The sequence below is a fragment of the Synechococcus sp. MIT S9509 genome, assembly GCF_047303035.1.
Lineage (GTDB): Bacteria > Cyanobacteriota > Cyanobacteriia > PCC-6307 > Cyanobiaceae > Synechococcus_C.
The window spans coordinates 1,204,782-1,221,687 of the sequence record NZ_CP138940.1 but is presented as its reverse complement, the minus strand read 5'-3'; the positions used below and the strand labels follow the sequence as shown (position 1 = coordinate 1,221,687).

27 protein-coding genes and 1 pseudogene are annotated in these 16,906 nt (G+C 55.1%); 17 read left to right on the top strand and 11 right to left on the bottom strand.

Features of this window, described 5'->3' with window-relative positions; all coding sequences use genetic code 11:
* Positions 1-114: 114 nt before the first annotated feature.
* Together SIB73_RS07050 and SIB73_RS07045 are read left to right on the top strand one after the other, a co-directional pair.
* A complete protein-coding gene (locus SIB73_RS07050) occupies positions 115-849 on the top strand; it encodes a peroxiredoxin-like family protein (RefSeq protein ID WP_413401778.1) in 735 nt (244 codons plus the stop codon).
* The gene (locus tag SIB73_RS07045) at positions 839-1,423 is read left to right on the top strand and encodes a pyridoxamine 5'-phosphate oxidase family protein (protein WP_413406361.1); all 585 of its coding nucleotides are present in this window, start codon (positions 839-841) and stop codon (positions 1,421-1,423) included. The genes SIB73_RS07050 and SIB73_RS07045 overlap by 11 nt, the downstream gene beginning before the upstream one ends.
* On the opposite strand, the gene SIB73_RS07040 is transcribed toward SIB73_RS07045, so the two are convergent.
* Positions 1,413-1,877, bottom strand: a complete 465-nt coding sequence (locus tag SIB73_RS07040) for a hypothetical protein (protein ID WP_413406363.1) — start codon at positions 1,875-1,877, stop codon at positions 1,413-1,415. The genes SIB73_RS07045 and SIB73_RS07040 overlap by 11 nt on opposite strands.
* 30 nt (positions 1,878-1,907) lie before the next feature.
* Here SIB73_RS07040 and SIB73_RS07035 point away from each other — a divergent pair, with 30 nt between their 5' ends.
* Together SIB73_RS07035 and SIB73_RS07030 are read left to right on the top strand one after the other, a co-directional pair.
* Complete coding sequence (locus SIB73_RS07035) at positions 1,908-3,191, top strand: glutathione S-transferase (protein ID WP_413439768.1); 1,284 nt, start codon at positions 1,908-1,910, stop codon at positions 3,189-3,191.
* Between the two features lie 464 nt (positions 3,192-3,655).
* Positions 3,656-3,955 (top strand): DUF2811 domain-containing protein, encoded by a 300-nt coding sequence (locus SIB73_RS07030; RefSeq protein ID WP_413401781.1) that lies wholly within the window; start codon positions 3,656-3,658, stop codon positions 3,953-3,955.
* Positions 3,956-4,021: 66 nt separating this feature from the next.
* Here SIB73_RS07030 and SIB73_RS07025 read toward each other — a convergent pair whose 3' ends face one another.
* Together SIB73_RS07025 and SIB73_RS07020 are read right to left on the bottom strand one after the other, a co-directional pair.
* On the bottom strand, positions 4,022-4,216 hold the full coding sequence (locus SIB73_RS07025) for a hypothetical protein (RefSeq protein WP_413401783.1): 195 nt from the start codon (positions 4,214-4,216) through the stop codon (positions 4,022-4,024).
* A gap of 91 nt (positions 4,217-4,307) precedes the next feature.
* Complete coding sequence (locus tag SIB73_RS07020) at positions 4,308-4,550, bottom strand: hypothetical protein (RefSeq protein WP_413439767.1); 243 nt, start codon at positions 4,548-4,550, stop codon at positions 4,308-4,310.
* A gap of 86 nt (positions 4,551-4,636) precedes the next feature.
* Here SIB73_RS07020 and SIB73_RS07015 point away from each other — a divergent pair, with 86 nt between their 5' ends.
* Positions 4,637-5,488 carry an NAD(P)-dependent oxidoreductase gene (locus tag SIB73_RS07015; RefSeq protein WP_413401788.1) on the top strand — a complete coding sequence of 284 codons (852 nt, stop codon included), beginning with the start codon at positions 4,637-4,639 and terminating at the stop codon, positions 5,486-5,488.
* A gap of 23 nt (positions 5,489-5,511) precedes the next feature.
* Here SIB73_RS07015 and SIB73_RS07010 read toward each other — a convergent pair whose 3' ends face one another.
* The gene (locus tag SIB73_RS07010) at positions 5,512-5,727 is read right to left on the bottom strand and encodes a chlorophyll a/b-binding protein (protein ID WP_413401789.1); all 216 of its coding nucleotides are present in this window, start codon (positions 5,725-5,727) and stop codon (positions 5,512-5,514) included.
* An 83-nt stretch (positions 5,728-5,810) separates the two neighbouring features.
* Here SIB73_RS07010 and SIB73_RS07005 point away from each other — a divergent pair, with 83 nt between their 5' ends.
* Together SIB73_RS07005 and SIB73_RS07000 are read left to right on the top strand one after the other, a co-directional pair.
* Positions 5,811-6,230, top strand: a complete 420-nt coding sequence (locus SIB73_RS07005) for a nuclear transport factor 2 family protein (protein ID WP_413401790.1) — start codon at positions 5,811-5,813, stop codon at positions 6,228-6,230.
* A 205-nt stretch (positions 6,231-6,435) separates the two neighbouring features.
* Positions 6,436-6,957 carry a DoxX family protein gene (locus SIB73_RS07000; RefSeq protein WP_413401791.1) on the top strand — a complete coding sequence of 174 codons (522 nt, stop codon included), beginning with the start codon at positions 6,436-6,438 and terminating at the stop codon, positions 6,955-6,957.
* A gap of 18 nt (positions 6,958-6,975) precedes the next feature.
* Here the strand turns inward: SIB73_RS07000 and SIB73_RS06995 are convergent, their stop codons facing one another.
* A complete protein-coding gene (locus tag SIB73_RS06995) occupies positions 6,976-7,131 on the bottom strand; it encodes a hypothetical protein (RefSeq protein WP_413401793.1) in 156 nt (51 codons plus the stop codon).
* A gap of 47 nt (positions 7,132-7,178) precedes the next feature.
* Here SIB73_RS06995 and SIB73_RS06990 point away from each other — a divergent pair, with 47 nt between their 5' ends.
* The 4 genes from SIB73_RS06990 to SIB73_RS06975 all read left to right on the top strand — a co-directional run bounded on the left by SIB73_RS06990 (position 7,179) and on the right by SIB73_RS06975 (position 10,427).
* Positions 7,179-7,361 (top strand): hypothetical protein, encoded by a 183-nt coding sequence (locus SIB73_RS06990; protein ID WP_413401794.1) that lies wholly within the window; start codon positions 7,179-7,181, stop codon positions 7,359-7,361.
* A gap of 15 nt (positions 7,362-7,376) precedes the next feature.
* Positions 7,377-8,003: an SOS response-associated peptidase gene (locus tag SIB73_RS06985; protein ID WP_413401796.1), complete on the top strand. Its 627-nt coding sequence runs from the start codon at positions 7,377-7,379 to the stop codon at positions 8,001-8,003.
* A gap of 424 nt (positions 8,004-8,427) precedes the next feature.
* Positions 8,428-8,688 (top strand): hypothetical protein, encoded by a 261-nt coding sequence (locus tag SIB73_RS06980; protein ID WP_413401797.1) that lies wholly within the window; start codon positions 8,428-8,430, stop codon positions 8,686-8,688.
* 707 nt (positions 8,689-9,395) lie between these two features.
* Positions 9,396-10,427, top strand: coding sequence for a SagB family peptide dehydrogenase (locus SIB73_RS06975; protein ID WP_413401799.1), 1,032 nt, complete (start codon positions 9,396-9,398; stop codon positions 10,425-10,427).
* 32 nt (positions 10,428-10,459) lie between these two features.
* Here SIB73_RS06975 and SIB73_RS06970 read toward each other — a convergent pair whose 3' ends face one another.
* Positions 10,460-10,630 (bottom strand): hypothetical protein, encoded by a 171-nt coding sequence (locus SIB73_RS06970; RefSeq protein ID WP_413401801.1) that lies wholly within the window; start codon positions 10,628-10,630, stop codon positions 10,460-10,462.
* Positions 10,630-11,139: a hypothetical protein gene (locus tag SIB73_RS06965; RefSeq protein ID WP_413401803.1), complete on the bottom strand. Its 510-nt coding sequence runs from the start codon at positions 11,137-11,139 to the stop codon at positions 10,630-10,632. Before SIB73_RS06965 ends, SIB73_RS06970 begins: the two co-directional genes overlap by 1 nt.
* 111 nt (positions 11,140-11,250) lie before the next feature.
* Here SIB73_RS06965 and SIB73_RS06960 point away from each other — a divergent pair, with 111 nt between their 5' ends.
* Positions 11,251-12,057, top strand: a complete 807-nt coding sequence (locus SIB73_RS06960) for a prohibitin family protein (protein ID WP_413401805.1) — start codon at positions 11,251-11,253, stop codon at positions 12,055-12,057.
* Between the two features lie 88 nt (positions 12,058-12,145).
* Positions 12,146-12,322: a hypothetical protein gene (locus SIB73_RS06955; RefSeq protein WP_413401806.1), complete on the top strand. Its 177-nt coding sequence runs from the start codon at positions 12,146-12,148 to the stop codon at positions 12,320-12,322.
* A 58-nt stretch (positions 12,323-12,380) separates the two neighbouring features.
* On the opposite strand, the gene SIB73_RS06950 is transcribed toward SIB73_RS06955, so the two are convergent.
* Positions 12,381-12,713, bottom strand: coding sequence for a hypothetical protein (locus tag SIB73_RS06950; RefSeq protein ID WP_413401807.1), 333 nt, complete (start codon positions 12,711-12,713; stop codon positions 12,381-12,383).
* On the opposite strand from SIB73_RS06950, the gene SIB73_RS06945 reads away from it, so the two are divergent.
* A complete protein-coding gene (locus SIB73_RS06945; protein ID WP_413401809.1) occupies positions 12,712-12,870 on the top strand; it encodes a hypothetical protein in 159 nt (52 codons plus the stop codon). The genes SIB73_RS06950 and SIB73_RS06945 overlap by 2 nt on opposite strands.
* On the opposite strand, the gene SIB73_RS06940 is transcribed toward SIB73_RS06945, so the two are convergent.
* On the bottom strand, positions 12,861-13,238 hold the full coding sequence (locus SIB73_RS06940; RefSeq protein WP_413401811.1) for a hypothetical protein: 378 nt from the start codon (positions 13,236-13,238) through the stop codon (positions 12,861-12,863). The two genes, SIB73_RS06945 and SIB73_RS06940, sit on opposite strands and share 10 nt — an antisense overlap.
* A 139-nt stretch (positions 13,239-13,377) precedes the next feature.
* On the opposite strand from SIB73_RS06940, the gene SIB73_RS06935 reads away from it, so the two are divergent.
* Positions 13,378-13,680 (top strand): TIGR03894 family protein, encoded by a 303-nt coding sequence (locus tag SIB73_RS06935; protein ID WP_413401813.1) that lies wholly within the window; start codon positions 13,378-13,380, stop codon positions 13,678-13,680.
* An 80-nt stretch (positions 13,681-13,760) separates the two neighbouring features.
* Positions 13,761-14,123 (top strand): hypothetical protein, encoded by a 363-nt coding sequence (locus tag SIB73_RS06930; protein WP_413401814.1) that lies wholly within the window; start codon positions 13,761-13,763, stop codon positions 14,121-14,123.
* Between the two features lie 64 nt (positions 14,124-14,187).
* Here SIB73_RS06930 and SIB73_RS06925 read toward each other — a convergent pair whose 3' ends face one another.
* Positions 14,188-14,829 (bottom strand): hypothetical protein, encoded by a 642-nt coding sequence (locus SIB73_RS06925; protein ID WP_413401815.1) that lies wholly within the window; start codon positions 14,827-14,829, stop codon positions 14,188-14,190.
* A gap of 959 nt (positions 14,830-15,788) precedes the next feature.
* Here SIB73_RS06925 and SIB73_RS06920 point away from each other — a divergent pair.
* Positions 15,789-16,241, top strand: a complete 453-nt coding sequence (locus SIB73_RS06920) for a hypothetical protein (protein WP_413401817.1) — start codon at positions 15,789-15,791, stop codon at positions 16,239-16,241.
* 98 nt (positions 16,242-16,339) lie between these two features.
* Here the strand turns inward: SIB73_RS06920 and SIB73_RS06915 are convergent.
* Positions 16,340-16,531 (bottom strand): annotated as a pseudogene (locus SIB73_RS06915) (DUF1651 domain-containing protein); the annotation flags it as partial.
* Between the last annotated feature and the right edge of the window lie 375 nt (positions 16,532-16,906).

Genomic DNA, 16,906 nt, shown 5'->3' with positions numbered 1-16,906 from the left:
GTCGGCAAGCATTCTTTGTGAGGAAGTGGCGGTGGTCTCTCACCGTTCGTTGTCGAAAAAGACCATGCTGAGGTTCAGGTCAGATCCCTTATCGGCACTGTCATCAACCCAGTCATGAAAGCACCGGAAGCCCTGCTGGAACGCATTGGAGACAATCAGGCCCGCGATCAGGGTCTCAAGCGACTGATTCTGCTGCTTACACAGCTTGGTGATTTTGATTCGATGGAATATGCCCAGGCTCTTGTGCCTGTGCTGCCCAGACTTGATCAGGCAGGGATTCGTCCACTGGCCATTGCAATCGGCGATTCCGCTGGGGCTGAGCGCTTCTGCGCGTTCACCGGAATGCCACGGGAGCTCCTCCAGGTGGAGTCGGATGCCAGGTTGCATCAGGCCCTTGAGCTCTCACCAGGCCTGCAGGCACCGGGAGGGCCCTGGCCATCGCTTCTGTTGATGTGTGCCGGGATCGGCTCACCTGGAACGCTGGCGGAGGTGTTGCGGGGTTACACCGGTGACCGTTCAGCTGCTCAACGCTTTGCCGGTGATGAAATCGTGTCGACCGGTGTGCTGCCTCCGATTCCAGCTGGCTTGTTCCGCTGGGCGGGTGGTGAGGGTTTTCAACGTCCTTTCGAGCTGGCCACTCTGCGCCTGCGCAACATGAACGAGGTTCTGCGCCACTGGAGCACCTATGTACCCGATGATCGTTTCATCACTCAACGTGGAGGCACTTTTCTGCTGGACAGCGACGATTCCCTGCTTTACGTCTACCGCGACCGTGGCATCCTCGGATTCTCGGCGACGATGGAGCGCCCGCTCGCGTTTCTTGATCCCTGGCTGAATGATGTCGGCTGATCCCGAAACGGCGATGAGTCTTCCCCCCTGGCGGCCACTTCTGCGCGGTGCTCGTCAACGGGAGGGACGCTCTCCAGGCACCACCTGGCTTCAGTTGGCGACAACTGCACACGACGGAACCCCACGAGTGCGAACCCTGGTTTTTCGAGGTTGGAGTTCCGCCGGTGAACTGGATCTGCTGACCGACACCCGCAGTGACAAGCCTTCGGAGCTGCTCGGTCAGCCGAGGGTTGAATTGTGCTGGTTATTCCGCAAGGCGCGAGAACAGTTCCGGCTGCGCGGATCGTCAGTGTTGGTCAGCGCTGAGCAGGAACCTGAGGCGTTACGCGATCATTGGCAACGCCTGTCACCATCCGGTCGCATGGTCTGGGCCTGGCCCACACCTGGCGATTGTTTCTGCCCGGAAGGACCCTGGCCGCAGGAGGTGGCTGATGAGGAACCGATCCCCTCCCATCTGCTGATCCTGCGCATCGCCCTGGATCGTGTGGAGCAGCTTGATCTCAAGCCCCATCCGCATCTGCGCCGTAGCTGGGAGCTCCGAGACGGCTGGCTTGAACAGCGTCTCAATCCCTGAGGGTCCAAAGCGCAAGTCCACCGCCTTTGCCTCGTGCGGCCAGCCAACCTTCAGTGTTACGGCTGATCAGAGCAAAGAACGGCTCACCACCCGATTGAGGTGCCGGCAGGTCGCGCTTAAACAGCATCAATCCGCCCAGTGTCAGCTCCACCCTTTCAAATCGGAACTTCAGCAGGGGCTGGCGGCCATTCAGGTGTCCCGGTCCAGTGAACTGGAGGGTGAGACCCGCAAGGGAGACGGCGTTGCGCAGTTGAAGCCCATCGGATACACCCTCGCTGATTTCGAGGCAGGCGCCGATGCGCCGCAACAGCCAGCCGTTGAATGCGTCGGCTTGATTGCGTCCCTTCGGCCAGACAGCGTTCAGCTGCCAGTAACCCACCAGGTCGCCTGCAGTCAGACCGGAACCTTGGCGTCGAGCCTGCTTCTCGAGATCCAGGAGGTGGCTGTGATCCATGTCCACGGGTGATCCGCTGCGGCGAAGATCATGCAGCGGTGCTCCGAGGATGTCATGACAGAAGTCCGACCTGGCGCAGATGCGCTCAGCTGGTCTGCCCTGGATGCTCTCGCTCCACCGGCAGCCGAGCGCATTGAAGGGCCTGCCAACGCTCAGGCCACTCTGCGTCTGTTCGGTCAGCCGGAGGCATCGGTGCGGGTCACACTGTTCCGTGATCACCATGCCTGGTGCCCTTACTGTCAGAAAGTGTGGCTCTGGCTTGAGTTTCGCCGGATTCCATACCGGATCCGCAAAGTGACGATGCGCTGCTATGGCCCGAAGGAGCCCTGGTTCACTGCACTCGTACCCTCCGGGATGTTGCCGGCTCTTGATCTCGATGGGCGGCTGATCACTGAAAGCGATCGCATCCTGGAGTCTCTGGAACGAAGCTTCGGTCCTGTCGGAGCCCCGATGGCTGACCGACGAGTGCGACGGCTCCGAGATCTGGAGCGCCTGCTGTTCAGAGCCTGGTGTATCTGGTTGTGCACTCCCGGGCTGGGAGAGCGTCAGGAGGTTCAGGCCCGCGATCAGTTTCAGCGTGTGGCCCGGCAGATGGAGCAGGCGCTCGCCAGCGGTGGAGGCAGCTGGCTGGATCCGGATGCACCTGATGGGCCGCATCCCGGCACGGCCGATCTGGTGTTCATTCCCTACGTGGAACGCATGAATGCCTCACTCGCCTATTTCAAGGGTTTCGCGTTACGCCGGGAGCATCCAGGAATCGATCGCTGGCTCGCGGCACTTGAGCGGCTGGCAACTTATCGAGGCACCCAGAGCGATGTGCACACCCATGCCCATGATCTGCCACCGCAGATGGGTGGCTGCTGGTCTGACGGCAGCGATGCTCAGCTGCGGATGGCTCGGGCGGTGGACAGCGGCGCAGGACTCGATGAGCTTGAAAGTCGCTGGAGCTGTTCAGGCTCAACGGTGTCGGCCAGGGAGCGAGCTCTTGAAAGGGTGTTGAGGCATCGGTGCACTCTTGTGAACCGGAACCCACTGGGGGATCGCTTCGACCAACCGTTGAGAGCCGCGCTGACCGCGATGGTTCTGGAACAGCCAGTGACACCGGAGAGAGGCTCAGCCTCGGCGCTGCGCTATCTGCGTGACCGTATCTCCGTACCCCGCGACATGCCGCTGGAAAGCGCCCGCGTGTTGCGCAAGGTTCTGGAGTCGACGGCTGCACTGGATGGTGATCAGCAGTCGGACGCTCTGCCGTTTGAGCATCGTTTTGATCAGGACCCCAGGCCGTTCCTTGGCCCCCAGCAGCAGCCGGCCTGAGCTGCGTTCCTCCCTGATCCGATTTCGATCGCTGTCTACAAAGCACTCAGTAGCAAGCATCACTTCAATCCCTGACAGTTCCAAGCTCTTCTGGCTTCTCAGGCGTCTTTGCTCGCGCTGGGTCCTGTGAGACTTCAAGGGATCAGCCTTGCTAATGGCTTCAATCCCTGTGGGAAAAAGCGTCGCTTTTCCACAGGGATTGAAAATGTTTTCCACAGGTTTTTTCCGAAACGGCAATGCTGGAAAGCAGGCTTGTGGTTTTCGGCTCCCGTGCCATTCGCTGCTTGACAGAAAGCTCCGTGCTTTGTGAATGGGTGTGCCGGGACGCAGCACCAAGCTCAAAAGCCAGGTGGGTTGGCGAGTCTCATTTCAGATCAGGAATCGCTGGCAATTCCGAGAGGACTTTGACGCCCTTCCCCATTCATGGCTTTGTGGTGGCCGGAAGCAGGACCATCAAGGACTGAATGGATCGCAATCAACTGGAAAGCTGTATCAATCCGGAGCTGGTCGGTGTCTCTGAGGATCAGACGCCGTTTGTGAGCCTGGAATCTGAAATCCCTGAAGTGCTTTTCGCTGCAATGAAGGGTTTCATCGGTGCCAATCCCAACTGGGATCAATACCAGCTGATGAGTTCCGCTCTGGCACGATTCCTCTACCAGAACGGATGCAGTGAAAGGGCCGTGACGGAGCGCTACCTCGATGATCTGTTCATCCGAACCGTCTCTGCGCCACAAAAGAACCAGGAAGGTTCCAGGTCTGCCTGAACTGCAGGCTTTCCCTGTGCACTCGATGTGCTGAATCCCTGCAAACGAACGACTTCTGGGTGCAGTTCAAAATTTGCGCAGCTCACGCCGGCGACCGGTTCTCGAAGGGCGGGGCTGCTCAGCCTGCCGAGCAGCTGGTGTCTCTGAGGACGGCAGGTCGTTGTCACACTCGCATCGTGGTTCCTTGATGGCCAGAACAATCACGGCCACCGCCAGCAGCGCAACAGCCAGCGAGTGAATGGGAGCAGAGCTGGTGTTCATGAGGCCCTGATGCAATGTCGTGCTGACGACCGATCCATTTCACGACTGCCGGGTTTGGCCCATCAGGCGACAAGTGTTCAGGCTGCTGTGCTCAAAGGCTGGGAGACGCATTGACCAATCCCCAGAGAGCCCAGGCTGCGACGTAGGCGAAGGTCAGGGTGGCCCACGCAGCAGTACCGGAGCTGGGACGCTTGGACAGTGGGAGCTGGATTTTTCTCGCCATCACCTGAGGCCGGACATCTCCTATTGGTTGCTGGATCAAGCCTGATCGACCACCGATGTCTGCGATCTCTGACTCAGCGATCCCTCTGGCTGATCTCGCGTAGGCATTCACCTTTCAGTGCAGGTGCATCGAGGTGATCGGTCAGTTCGATCTGGTCTGCAGCCTGTTGCATGGTGGAAGGAATTCCAGGTTGTCTGATGACCACCATCACCTTGCTCGGCACCGGTCTCCTGGGCGCTGCGATCGGTCAGCGGCTGCTCGAAGTGGGTGTCACGCTCAACGTGTGGAACCGAAATCCCTCCCGCTGCGCGGGGCTGGTGCAGGCAGGAGCCCGTCAGCTGAGCCAGCCCGGCGAGGGTGTTGAGACTGCCTCGGTGCTGATCACGGTGTTGCGTGATGGTCCGGTCACGACGGAGGTGGCAGGCAGTCTCGGGTCCCTGAAGGGACGATGCCTGATGCCGATGGGAACCATGGGCATCAGTGAAAGTGTCGCGCTCGCTGAGCAGGTTCGCCTTCAGGGTGGCACCTATCTGGAAGCACCCGTGCTTGGCAGCCGTCCTGAAGCATTGAAGGGCAGGTTGCTGGTGATGGCCGGTGGCGAGCAGGATGTGTTTGACGCTCAGTTGCCCCTGCTTCGGCAGCTGGCGTCCGAGCCTCGTCTGATGGGTGCCGTGGGTACGGGCGCAGCCTCGAAGCTGGCTCTCAATCAGCTGATCGCCAGCCTCACTCATGGATATTCACTGGCTCTTCGCCTGGTTCAGGCCTCGGGTCTGGACGTTGATCGCTTCATGGACGTGCTGCGCCCCTCAGCGCTTTATGCCCCCACCGTCGACAAAAAGCTGGAGCGGATGATGTCGCATCATTACTCCGACCCCAATTTCAGCACCAGCCTGTTGCGCAAAGATCTTTTTCTGTTTCTGCGGGAGGCGCGGCTGGCGGGGGTGAACGCCTCCGCTCTTGACGGACTTGCAAGTTTGCTGGATCGCGCTGAGGGCACGGAACTCGACTGCGGCGACTACTCAGCCCTGCATGAACTGACGGCTGGATGATGGCCAGGCGGATGTCCTGAAATTCAGCTGAGGTACCAGCGGATCAGGGCCATCACCTGGCCTGCGGGCCCCTGTCCGGTGAGCCATTCGCCGATGACTGCGGCGGCAAAACCCACCATGGCGGTGCGTCCATTGATCCGCTCCACGATCTCGAGTGCCGAGGTGTTCCAGGGACGATTGGTGGTGAGGCTTTCTCCGAAGGCTTCCACGGGTTCGTACTGATATTGCTTTTCGGGCATGAGCGGAGGGATTGTGCGGCCCAGAAGCTTATGCAACCTCAGCTGAGATCTGAATAGTGTGTGGCCTCATCCGCTTGTCTTCTGTGAACGTTGATCGTCTGCGTGAACTGTTCACAAAGCCCTACGGAACGCCTGCTCCGAGCGAAGAGCAGTGGCGGGAGCTTTATGACGAAAACGTGCATTTCAAGGACCCGACGCAGGAACGTCAGGGCATCAAGGCGTATGTCGAGGCGCAGGACGGATTGATGAGGCGCTGTGATGACGTTTACCTCACTCCGGCGGCCATCGCCGTTGAGGGAGACACAGCCTTTGTGGAATGGGAAATGGGACTCAAAATCAAAGGAATCGAATTCATCTATCCCGGAGCAACCCGTCTGCGCTTCAACGCCGAAGGCAAGGTGGAGGATCACCGGGATTATTTCGATTTCGTGGGTCCGACCTTTGAGCCGGTACCCGTCGTCGGTGGATTCGTGCGCTGGCTTTACAAGCGATTCGTCGATTGATGGCGGCTCAGCCGAGTAACAAAGAGATGAGGGTTCCGTCTGCCATGTCAAGGACTCGTAATGTTGCTTCGTTTCGTAGCCTTTGACCGAGTGCAGCGTTTTGCGCTTTGTTGAGTATTTCTGCTTAATTTTCGCTTGATTCGCTCTTTGGGCACACGCAGTGAGGGGGTCTTCCCTTACGTTTCGTAAACTATCTTTTATTTCTGTGATCAGGGCAATCCTTACGCGTCCATTCCTTGCCGATGCAGGTCTTCTGGTTCTTCGGGTCTTCACCGGAGTTCTCCTGATTCATCACGGTTACGAAAAGCTCGCCAATATCGACAATTTCGCTGACGCGTTTGTTCGGCCTCTCGGGCTTCCATTCCCGATCACTCTGTCTTACATCGCTGCTTTCTCAGAGGTGGGTGGCAGCTGGTTGCTGATCACAGGTCTGCTGACTCGTTTCGGTGCCCTGGCCATCCTCGGAACCATGACTGTGGCTATCTACCACGCCATCAGCACTGCAGGATTCAACATCTATCTGCTCGAATTGCTCGGTCTCTACTTTGCTGCCGTTGCAGCAATCCTGGCGGTTGGTCCGGGTCAGCTCTCGGTCGATGAATTGATTGTTCGTCGATTCGCTCCTGACACACGTTCACAGGCCGATCGGCTTGAAGCTGCATTCAGCGCAGAAACTGAAGCAGCCAGCGATGTCAAGGCTGATGTTGTTGCCGACGGCGTGGGCTGAGTCTGCCCCTCACCTGCCTTAGTAAACCGACTGAGGCAGGGTGAATCCACTGTTCATATGCTCGAAGTCGAGTAACACCCAGGTGAGCCAAATCACCAAGGCAATCACCCCGGATACCGCAGCGAAACGAGCAAAGTTGCGGGCTATCAGCTCGAAAATGCTGATCTCCTTCATGGATCCAAGGCGGGATATCTCATTTTGCTTGATCTGACGCTTCGCGGATGCCCTTCCAGCCCGACGCCTCCACATTCAGCCTGCTTGTGGTCGGATCCGTTTTTGCTGGTCTGCAGGTCTGGTGGATCAGTGCACTGATGATTCGGAACAATCGCCGCAAGGGAGAGCGTCCACTCAGTTCCCAGCAGTTTCGTCGAGACCTGGAACGTATTTTTCGTCAGGAATCCTGATCAGATCCGTTCGAGATGTGTGGTCGTTACGCCCTTTCGTTGCCCCTGAATCAGCTGCCTGATGCACTGCTCAACAGAATGGAAGCGGAGCATCGAAGCCGTTATGCCCCCAGAGACCTGATTGTTCCCGGAGAGCCCCTGCTGGGGTTTCGGATGGATCAGTCGGGACCGGAGGCGTCGTTGATGCTCTGGGGTCTCATTCCCGGCTGGCAGAAGGATCCATCCCAGGGCCCCAGATCTTTCAATGCCCGCGCGGAAACGGTGGCGGATAAACCCAGTTTCCGCGGTGCCTGGCGTCATCGCCGCTGTCTGATTCCTGCCAGTTGCTTTTTTGAAAAGGGGCGTGCCATCAGGCGCACCAATCAACGCCCCTTCTGGCTTGCTGGCCTCTGGGAACGCTGGCTGGGAAGTGATGGCAGTGAAGTGGATACCTGCACGATTCTCACCACGGTTGCGAATGCGCTCATCAGGCCCCTGCATCACCGCATGCCTGTTCTGATTCCGGATGGACTGGAGGACGCCTGGATGAAATCGCTTGATGGCCAGCAGCTGAAAGCTCTTGAGCCACTCCTTGGTTCATGGGACCCGGACGGCTGGGAAGTGGTCTCAGGCAGTTCTGATGGTCAGCTTTCGTTGTTTTGAGCCCGTTGGCAGTTCGCTGCTCGAGTCATCATTCAGTTTTGGCTTCAAAGAAGCCATCAATATCGGCTGATGCCTGAAACACAGCAGTCGAAAAATCAGGACTCGCTCTGCATGCGAGTCTTGGCATCAATTGATTCCTGGTACCGGCCGAGGAGACCTTGCGCTCTGGAGCAATTGATACGCCACCAGTGCGCGTGAGTATCAAAATCTAATTGTCGATGATGATTATGGCTAACACGCAAGCCACAACTTTTCAGCGGCGAGTTGGAGAAGTGCTGATTGCTCAGTTCTCTTCAAAGCTGCTTCTCAATCTTGTATTTCTCTTGACATGGTTCTGGGGACTCTTCTGGATTGTGAGTGCTTCGGAATCTGATTCCAGTGTCTTCTTTGCGGGCTTGCCGGCCATGCTTCTGGTGGCTGGGGCATGGTTCACTTTTCTGAACAGGGGTTTCAACCGGAAATGAACAGTTCCAAACAAGAGGCCAATGAATTGCCGAAGAATTTCAGGGCCTATGGCTTTGCGTTCTTCATGGCCGGCGCATTTTTTCATTGCATGGATTTTCTTGGAGTTGAAAATACTTTGATGTGGGGAATGGGACTTGGTTTCCTCGGGGCATTTCTGATGTCTTTGTATTTCTGGATGCGCATTGCGGTTAATAAAAAATTCTGGAGATATCTAGCTTGAGCCGTTGTTGATGGATCGGGTTTGTTGCTGATGGTAGTTTGCGATTCACTATCGTTTTTAAAATTCGAAGGATTTGCCTGAGATTGCTTAATTGTAAATTTAGTTTTAAGCGCACAAATTTCGCTCGGAATGACTTTGTGTCATTGATTGATCCACTGATGCTCTCAGGTTGATCAGATCTGTTTTGGATTCCAGAAAGATTTTTGGCCTGTTTGCAGCCATGGTTTGCGATGTTGCTGATTTCGCTGTGAACGCCCGAGGCTAGGGTTGCGACAATGCTCAGTTATCGATTCCGAGATGGTGTTCACGTCGGTTCTGAGGAGAGCGATTGTGTCATCACAACTCCGTATGCCACACGCTTGAATTCAATCCGGCACAGCCTTCGCTTTGAAGATCCGAGTGACTCGTTCAAGGCCCTTTTGAGAGATCTGTCGACGGATGGAGTTGAGCGGGAACAGCTTTCAATCAAAAACAATCCGCTTGTCAACGATCCATGTCGGTCTGAGCTTTTGGCTGATCTGGACAATTTTTATGCGAAAGGTTTGCTTTTAATTGAAATCAGTGGCGTAAACGGTGCTGCAATTTGTCTCAAGCCTGTCAGGTCGATGCTTCATCGAAGGACAGTGCCAGAGGGCGGTTTCCGCATCAGGTTTTCAAGATATGTCAATGTTCAGCCCTTTAATGATGGGCTCCGGATCAGTTCTCCGTTGTCTGCCGGAGCTGTTCTTGTCCTGGATCAAAGATTGTTCCCGATCCTCGTGCAACTCGTTTCAGAGTGCGATGAAGAGATCATCAGAAAGGTACTTCCTGATGATCTTCAGGAGCACTGTGCCGATGTTGTCTCAATGCTGTTGAGCTCAGGTACCGCTGGGATTTGTGATGTTCAGGGAGTTCCTGATGTCGACAAGGAGGCAGTTGATGCTGGCTGGACTGCTGAAGATCTTGAGTTTCACTGTCATACGCGTGAGCAGATGATTGATCTTTGCAGCGGGCAATCAGTTCCCAGGCCAGTCGATCAGGAACGGTATCCGGCGAAGCATCAACGCATCATCCTCTGCTCGCAATCTCTGCCAAGGCCATCTCGCATCAATAACAACCTGAGTTTTTTTCAGGTCATTCACAGTCGCAAAACAATTCGTTCCTATCAGGACATGCCTGTGAATGTCTCTGTTCTGGCTGATTTCCTCTGGCATTCGATGCATATCCGCGAGGAAATCCGTTGCGACCCTGGTCTTCCGCGCGCCTATGAAGGCTTGTTGAGACCTGTCGCCAGTGCTGGTGCGCTGCATTCAATCGAGTTGTATCTGTGCATCAACAGGTGCATCGGTCTTCAGTCGGGGTTCTATCACTACGACTCGGCCAATCACTCTCTGGGAAAGCTGAACGATCTCGCCGATCCGTGTCTGCAGATGCTTGACCTCGCCGCCGCCTCGACGTGTCGAGCGCCTCAGTCGACTTCCGTTTCGCCGGGGCAGGGCCAGCGACCTGATGTTCTTGTTGTGATGGCTGCCCGTTACGGCCGAAATGCAGGTCTTCATCAGCAAACCGGTTTGTCCTACGCGCTGATCCTCAAAGATGTGGGATCGATCTACCAGCAGCTCTATCTGGTGGCGACCGCTCTGGGCCTCGCCCCTTGTGGGCTGAGTTTCGGCAGCAGTGAGTTGTTTGAGCAGGTGTCTGGACTTTCAGGCTGTCTGGAATGCTCCGTCGGCGAATTCATGATCGGTAATCCCCGTTGAAGGAATCTCCCGCTCAATGCGGGGATGACCGGCTAGAGCCTGTCCTGCCGCAGACGTCTCATCGTGTTTCTGGGCATCATCCGGTTGTCCTGCAGTGAGCGCATTCTTTGCTCCGATTGCCTGGCGCGGGGGTGGTAGCTGATCAGCACCATGCCAATCAGCAGCAGGACGATCACCGCTCCGGCCCGCAGCATCTGCAGCATCAGCTGATCCCGTAGTCCTGTCCAGGTTGCACCACACCCTGTTCAAGCGGCAGCAATTCCTCGTCATCACCGGCCCTGCTGCGCACGGGTGCACTGAAACCCCGGGCACGGGGGTTTTTCACATCGAAGGGTCCCGGTGTTCCAGCCGGCACCGCCAGACGCAAGGCAAAGGGGTGCTCCCCGGGAAGGACATCACCGATTGATCCCACCCGCGTCCGGTTCTGAAGCACCGGTTCTCCGCTGCGATCAAGAATCCGCGCGTACACATCCGTGTCGATCACAGAGTTGCGTCCGGGGTTGCTCACGTTTCCGCTCAGCACATAGCAGCTCGCTCCTTCCGGGCTGGTGATGTTGCTGCGTTGCATGGTGCTGCTGCCTGGCTGGGAACCGGGATCGGAGGCGTCGCAGGGAGCCAGGGTCACGGAGGTGAGCTTCAGGTCTGCAGCCCATGCCGGTTGCGCCATCAACAGGATGCCGACAAACAGCAGTGAGAGCAGGCTTCTCAGCATGGGACCCAGACAGGAGGAGCGGACGCTATCAGGGCTCGATCGGCCGCGTGAGCGAAGAGCGTCCGCTGTCGCTAGAAGAGAGCGAACTCGAGCGTTATTCGCAATCACTTCATGCAGAGTCCTTCGTCGATGCGATCGGCCAATCCAGGAGGACCCGAAGGCGGTCTTGTCGCGATCGTTGCCCTGGTCCTTGCCGGTCTGCTGCTCCTCGGTCAGGCCCTGTTCGTGGTCCCCGCCGGCGAGGTTGCGGTGATCACCACCCTCGGCAAGGTGAGCGGTGATCCGCGCCAGCCTGGTCTGAATATCAAGGCACCGCTGGTTCAGCAGGTCTGGCCATTCAGCATTCGAACTCAGGTGAGGCCGGAGAACTTCGCCACGCTCACCAAGGATCTTCAGGTGATCCAGGCCACTGCCACGATCAAATACGCTCTGCGCCCGGATGAAGCCGGCCGTGTTTACAGCACCATCGCCAGCAGCGATCGCGATGTGTATCCGCGCATCATCCAGCCCTCGCTGCTGAAGGCACTCAAGTCGGTGTTCTCCCAGTACGAACTGGTCACCATCGCTTCCGAGTGGAATGACATTTCCGCCCTGGTGGCATCCACCGTCGCCGAGGAACTGGACCAGTTCGACTACGTGAAGGTTGTGGGTCTGGATCTCACCGGTCTGGAGATCGCAGAGGAATACAGGGCTGCCATTGAGCAGAAACAGATCGCTGAGCAGCAGCTGCTGCGTGCTCAGACAGAGGTCAAAATCGCTGAGCAGGAAGCGCTGCGCTACGACACGCTCAACAAGAGCCTTGATGACCAGGTTCTCTACAAGCTCTTCCTTGACAAGTGGGATGGCCAGACCCAGGTCGTTCCCGGGCTTCCTGGTGGGGCCGGTGGCACTCCCCCTGTGATTGTCGGCCGCAAGTGATGTTGTTTCAGCTTCCTGCGGGTTGGAGGCTGTCGCCATCCAGGAGGGTTGTCCTCCTGGATGACCTTTCATTCAGGCGGGTCTGCGCATGAGTCAACGCGCAACCACAGGCATGCTGCTGGTGCTGCTTCTCGGGCTGATCACCCACTGCGCGGCCAATACCCGCGTACGGGTTCAGTACAGGGTTCTGCCTCAGCAGGGGCCTTTGCCTCAGCTCCCCGGTCCTTCAGAGCAGAGAAATCCGCTTCCCGGCGTGCTGATGTGATTTGGCTGTCAGGGAGTGGTCGCTGGGGAAGAAAAACCGATGGATTGTGATGCTCTCTTCAGGATTGGTTAGCGGTGAAGAATCCCTTTCGAGGTTCACCATGTCCATGAAACAGCTGGAGACTTTTATGGCCAGGGCCAACGGCAACGACAACATCCGACGTGAAGTTGAGCAGTGCGCCGGGGATACAACCTGTGTCGCCAAGGTTGGAATGCGCCATGGCCACAAGTTCTCCGCTGCCAACTTCAGCCGCTGGCAACGCGAACACAAGTGATGTTCGGGGCCGTTCGCTGATCAGCGGGCGGCCCTTATGTAACGGCACATTGACGACATCCACGCCTTTTCCTCCGCAGCTTTTAGAACCGCCCGGTCGACTTCCTGGATGTTCCATGCAGATCAGCTTCAGCAGCGAACTGGCCCATGCAATGGCTGTGATGCTGCTCGAACTGCATTCTGAACTTGAAGAGTTCGCCTATCAGCACGATCAGGCTGCTGACTCTGCTGAACAACTTGCCGCCAATCTGCTGGGAAGCTCCGTTCAAGCCTGATCAGGATCAACAGGAAGACCTTGCAGGCCCAGTGCGATCTGTCTGGCCAGGAGAAGCCCCGGATAGAGACGATTGGCACGGCCGGAATCGCTGAACAGTGTGTTCAGCAGACGCATCAACGGATCGCTGGGGGACAGCTGCTGACAGAGCATTGAGATGGCTTCACTGCCATGCCAGATGTGCTCTTCGTCCATCAGCACTGCGCCGTTGCTGAGATTGAATCCTTTGTCGCGGAGTTCCGTCCTCAGCGCTTGGTCACTGCGCCCATCCCTGATCACAAGGTCGGGCAAACCACCCACCAGTTCACTGCGCTGGGCGAAATGCCTGCAGAAAGGGCAGCCGCCGTCATAGACGAGAGTCAAAGCCATGGCGCCATCCTGACGCGTTCAGATGGCATTCAGAGGGTTTCTGGCAACGGTCTGCAGCCAATTCTCCGATCAGCTGAGAGATGCTGCACTCTGAACGGTAGGTTGATGCGATCGATTAGACGGATTGCTTCGGGCTCGAATGGCAGACAAGGAACTCCTCAGAGAGGTGGCGCTTGAGCTCTGGGGCTCAGTCAAGAAACTGCGCCCGGGCCTTCCGAGAGAGTCTCGGCTTGAACTCACTCTCAAAGCCCTGATGGTGATTGGCGATCTGCATGACCAGGTTCAGGCCGCTGTGGTGGTTGGTGTGATCGCTGAACAGGAACCTCCTGAGAACGAGCCTGAAGGCCAGGACGTGACCAAGTCGACAGACTCCGCTCCAGATGTGGAACAGACGCCTGATGGTCGCCGGGTTGTACGTCGTCGCTCCCGCTCCGCCGGCTGAACGGAGCTGTTGCGCTGATTCTCCGGTCCGTCTCAGTTGCTGAGACGATCGTCATTGGGGCTCTGATCCACAAATGATGCTTGCCGTTTTCGATCAGAGCGTGTCTGATTGGCAGCCCTGATGCAGGCGCGTCGATGTGGAGTGGTCTCTCGCGTGAATCGCTCAAAGAGCGCCAGAGGTATGCGGATTGGTATGAGCAGAAGCCTGCTGATGAACAACTCCTGATCGACGAGATTGCCGACCACACTGCTTACATTCTTGGTGAAGATCAGAACAACTCGTTTATCAGCGTGCTGAGGACAATCGGTATTGAAACTTCAGATCAGTTTGTCGACTCCTTCTGTGTTGAGTATGAGGGTGTTGTTGATTCTGATGAGTTTGTTGTTGTGATATTTAACGGTAATTCCTACTTTTTCAGAAGGTTATGCAGTCGCTCTCAATAAAAATATTTTTTGAAATTCTTGAGGTTTGATGATCATGGCGATGGCAGATGGTCTACTGCTCGCTTCAGGTGCATGTTGCCCAAAAAGTTTCAATAACAATCTTGTAGGCATTTCCCATCTTGGATAATTTCCTTATAGCGGTGCGAACATCTTCTTGGTTCGCAGCTGATTCATCAGAGATTGAGTGTCTAGAGCGGTGATCCGCAGTCAAAACAAAGTGCTTCTTGGCTTTGTAACCACTATTATCAAGTTCTTCTTGGTAGTCTTTGAGTAGTTTTGTATAACTCTTGTCTAGCTCCATATACGTTTCAATAGTTTTTTCGCCGGACGCTAAACTGTTCAAATTTTCGATTTGTAGTTTTTTGACCTTAATAACTAATTCAGCATTTATAACGGCCACTCCAAAAGCTGTATCGTTCTTCACATCATCAATACTCTGAATCAACTTATAATAAATAGAAGTCGATGTTACAGCTTCGCTTCCAAAAGTGTCTTCGTCTTTGATATTTGCTGATTTTGCATACAAGAATGAATAATTACCTGGAGACAAACGGTACATAGAGAATGTCATGCTTGCTGCCGATTTCGATGAAGGCTTAGCTGCTTCGGAAACCGAATCAACAAGACCCGTGTAAGCCTCTACCGCTTCTTTGCTCAAATTAACACCTGGAACTTCGGAATTCTTTACCTCCGCTGCTGTTTTCAATGCATCTTTTACTATAGCGGCTATTTTTTCTAGGTTGAACTCGCTAGTGTAATCTGCTTTTATATTGTGACTGTAAGCGGGCTGTCTGGCATCATGAATATTCGCATATGCTAAATCGACTCAATTTTTTCATTGAATTGCTGTTGAATATCCTCATGTTGATACGTGAGCATCTTATCTAATATTTTAATATGTTCAGCGGCTTTCGCAGTCTTGTCAGCTACTTTCTGGACTGAGCCTGAAGTGCAAGCCATAGGATTCCTGCAAAATTTTTTTAACGTGGTTTTTGAATGGAAACTTGTTTTTAGTGCTTATTTACTTGCGCTACAGAACATCTGTTATCAATGCATGAATTTATTGATGAAGTTAACTATAAAGTTTAAAACCTATCCGTATGAGACATCCTTGTATTCACCTGAGATTTGGCTTGAAGTTTGCTTAAAACGTGGGTCACGGTTCCGATAACCATTTCAATTTGACTGTGCCGATTTCGCTGAGGCTCATTGCTTTGCGTTTTGTATCTATGCCGTTTGATGGAGTGATATGCGAACCGAATTAATTTGGCTTTGCTAGTATGTTTGTGAGAATATTATCAATCTTTGGATTTCAGGAATTCATTAGGGACTTAAATGTATTTGATAATTTGTCTTATCATTCAATTGGTATTTATCGAATTGAATGCATCGATGATCAATAATTCCACGCAGCATTTTTGAATTCCGCTAGTCAAGGTCAGCGTTGCTGATGCGGTTGATTCGCTGAAGCTGTTCGCTCAGAAGTGACTTTGGCTCGTTTGGAGGATGCGCATTCACCACCCTTTCAGTGACGGTGCTTGGGTTTGCATTCATGTATTGGGAAAGGGATCTGTTGTTGGTTCTGCTGCTGTTGTGTCGTTGTTACACATGTGTCCGCCAATGCACGCACTTTTTTGTAGCTTTTATCGGTTAAGCTCGTATCAAATGAAACTCAGTCGGGTGTTCGTCAGTTCTGCCGTTGGCGGTCTTCTGGGTGCAGCGGCGTTTTTCCCTGCAGCGGTCGAGGCCAAAAGCTTTTGGGGTGGCTCAGAGACCAAGAGCTACGGCGAACGGTTCGAGCTTCAGTGCCTAGACATCCCAGCGCCTGCACGGACCGTAACGGGTGCTGGTAATGACTTCCTGAGCAAGGCAAACGGCTCTTGCAATGTCGGTGCTGAGGAGTACCAGAAGCAGCAGGACGGAAAGGGCTGGGTCGGCCTCGTTTCCGGCGGCCCTCTGGGAGCGTTCGTCGCTCCAATGGCGTTCGAATGGTTCAGGCGCAACGTGTGGGCCTGGACAATCGTCGGTGTGTTCGTCGGGCCGTTTCTTTGGCTGCTCCAGATCATCGGGTTTGATGTTCTGGTCGCGCGCCCTCAGGAGAGCAAAACCCAGACGTGACCTCCCATACGTATGCGATATGAGTGGCTACGTCCAAAATCACACTCAAGCGATGAGTGGTTATGTACATGACGCAGGGGTGTTGGGCTTGCTGAGCGTCACCACCTGAGTTGACACCGCTTCCATCCGCCTGACTTCTGCATCGTTTCCCATGCCTCGATGGCGTTATTCCTGAGCATGCGTCTGATAACTGGCTTACCGCTGCCTGTCAGTGACGAGGTTTCGACTTCGACCCATTGAACGTGCTGCGTTGGCATGTCGTTCTTGAAGCGGCAGACCATCCGTTCTTGGGTATTTTTTAGCTAGCAGTGTTCAGTGCAGAGATCAGCGACCTGCTTTCCTCCGCAATAGACCAAGAGCAGCGTCTTGGTGCCGATATGGCTCTGACCATCTAAATCCCAGCAGAAATTTCCGAGGCCCTTCTATGGGAAGGCATGGACCTTGAAGCCCCCCAAGCCCCACCTCCTTCTGTTCCTACAGAACCAGGTTTGTACTATTCGCCATCTCTTCTACTTATTCCTGCGGGCAGTTTGTCATCGATAGTTCTTCGAGACGCGTGCCTTTGAATCTCGTCGACTGAAGTCACGCCATCCAGTGGTCTATGTCGAGCCGTGCTTTGAGAAAGGAAGTCGACTGTTGCCCGTCGCGAGTGATGGAGCCTTTTG

Excerpts from the sequence above, each read along its gene's own strand:
- SIB73_RS07050 (WP_413401778.1), top strand. The coding sequence starts at position 115 with ATGAAAGCACCGGAAGCCCTGCTGGAACGCATTGGAGACAATCAGGCC.
- SIB73_RS07045 (WP_413406361.1), top strand. The coding sequence starts at position 839 with ATGTCGGCTGATCCCGAAACGGCGATGAGTCTTCCCCCCTGGCGGCCA.
- SIB73_RS07040 (WP_413406363.1), bottom strand. The coding sequence starts at position 1,877 with ATGGATCACAGCCACCTCCTGGATCTCGAGAAGCAGGCTCGACGCCAA.
- SIB73_RS07035 (WP_413439768.1), top strand. The coding sequence starts at position 1,908 with ATGCAGCGGTGCTCCGAGGATGTCATGACAGAAGTCCGACCTGGCGCA.
- SIB73_RS07030 (WP_413401781.1), top strand. The coding sequence starts at position 3,656 with ATGGATCGCAATCAACTGGAAAGCTGTATCAATCCGGAGCTGGTCGGT.
- SIB73_RS07025 (WP_413401783.1), bottom strand. The coding sequence starts at position 4,216 with ATGAACACCAGCTCTGCTCCCATTCACTCGCTGGCTGTTGCGCTGCTG.
- SIB73_RS07015 (WP_413401788.1), top strand. The coding sequence starts at position 4,637 with ATGACCACCATCACCTTGCTCGGCACCGGTCTCCTGGGCGCTGCGATC.
- SIB73_RS07010 (WP_413401789.1), bottom strand. The coding sequence starts at position 5,727 with ATGCCCGAAAAGCAATATCAGTACGAACCCGTGGAAGCCTTCGGAGAA.
- SIB73_RS06995 (WP_413401793.1), bottom strand. The coding sequence starts at position 7,131 with ATGAAGGAGATCAGCATTTTCGAGCTGATAGCCCGCAACTTTGCTCGT.
- SIB73_RS06990 (WP_413401794.1), top strand. The coding sequence starts at position 7,179 with ATGCCCTTCCAGCCCGACGCCTCCACATTCAGCCTGCTTGTGGTCGGA.
- SIB73_RS06985 (WP_413401796.1), top strand. The coding sequence starts at position 7,377 with ATGTGTGGTCGTTACGCCCTTTCGTTGCCCCTGAATCAGCTGCCTGAT.
- SIB73_RS06980 (WP_413401797.1), top strand. The coding sequence starts at position 8,428 with ATGGTTCACTTTTCTGAACAGGGGTTTCAACCGGAAATGAACAGTTCC.
- SIB73_RS06970 (WP_413401801.1), bottom strand. The coding sequence starts at position 10,630 with ATGCTGCAGATGCTGCGGGCCGGAGCGGTGATCGTCCTGCTGCTGATT.
- SIB73_RS06965 (WP_413401803.1), bottom strand. The coding sequence starts at position 11,139 with ATGCTGAGAAGCCTGCTCTCACTGCTGTTTGTCGGCATCCTGTTGATG.
- SIB73_RS06960 (WP_413401805.1), top strand. The coding sequence starts at position 11,251 with ATGCAGAGTCCTTCGTCGATGCGATCGGCCAATCCAGGAGGACCCGAA.
- SIB73_RS06955 (WP_413401806.1), top strand. The coding sequence starts at position 12,146 with ATGAGTCAACGCGCAACCACAGGCATGCTGCTGGTGCTGCTTCTCGGG.
- SIB73_RS06945 (WP_413401809.1), top strand. The coding sequence starts at position 12,712 with ATGCAGATCAGCTTCAGCAGCGAACTGGCCCATGCAATGGCTGTGATG.
- SIB73_RS06950 (WP_413401807.1), bottom strand. The coding sequence starts at position 12,713 with ATGGAACATCCAGGAAGTCGACCGGGCGGTTCTAAAAGCTGCGGAGGA.
- SIB73_RS06940 (WP_413401811.1), bottom strand. The coding sequence starts at position 13,238 with ATGGCTTTGACTCTCGTCTATGACGGCGGCTGCCCTTTCTGCAGGCAT.
- SIB73_RS06935 (WP_413401813.1), top strand. The coding sequence starts at position 13,378 with ATGGCAGACAAGGAACTCCTCAGAGAGGTGGCGCTTGAGCTCTGGGGC.
- SIB73_RS06920 (WP_413401817.1), top strand. The coding sequence starts at position 15,789 with ATGAAACTCAGTCGGGTGTTCGTCAGTTCTGCCGTTGGCGGTCTTCTG.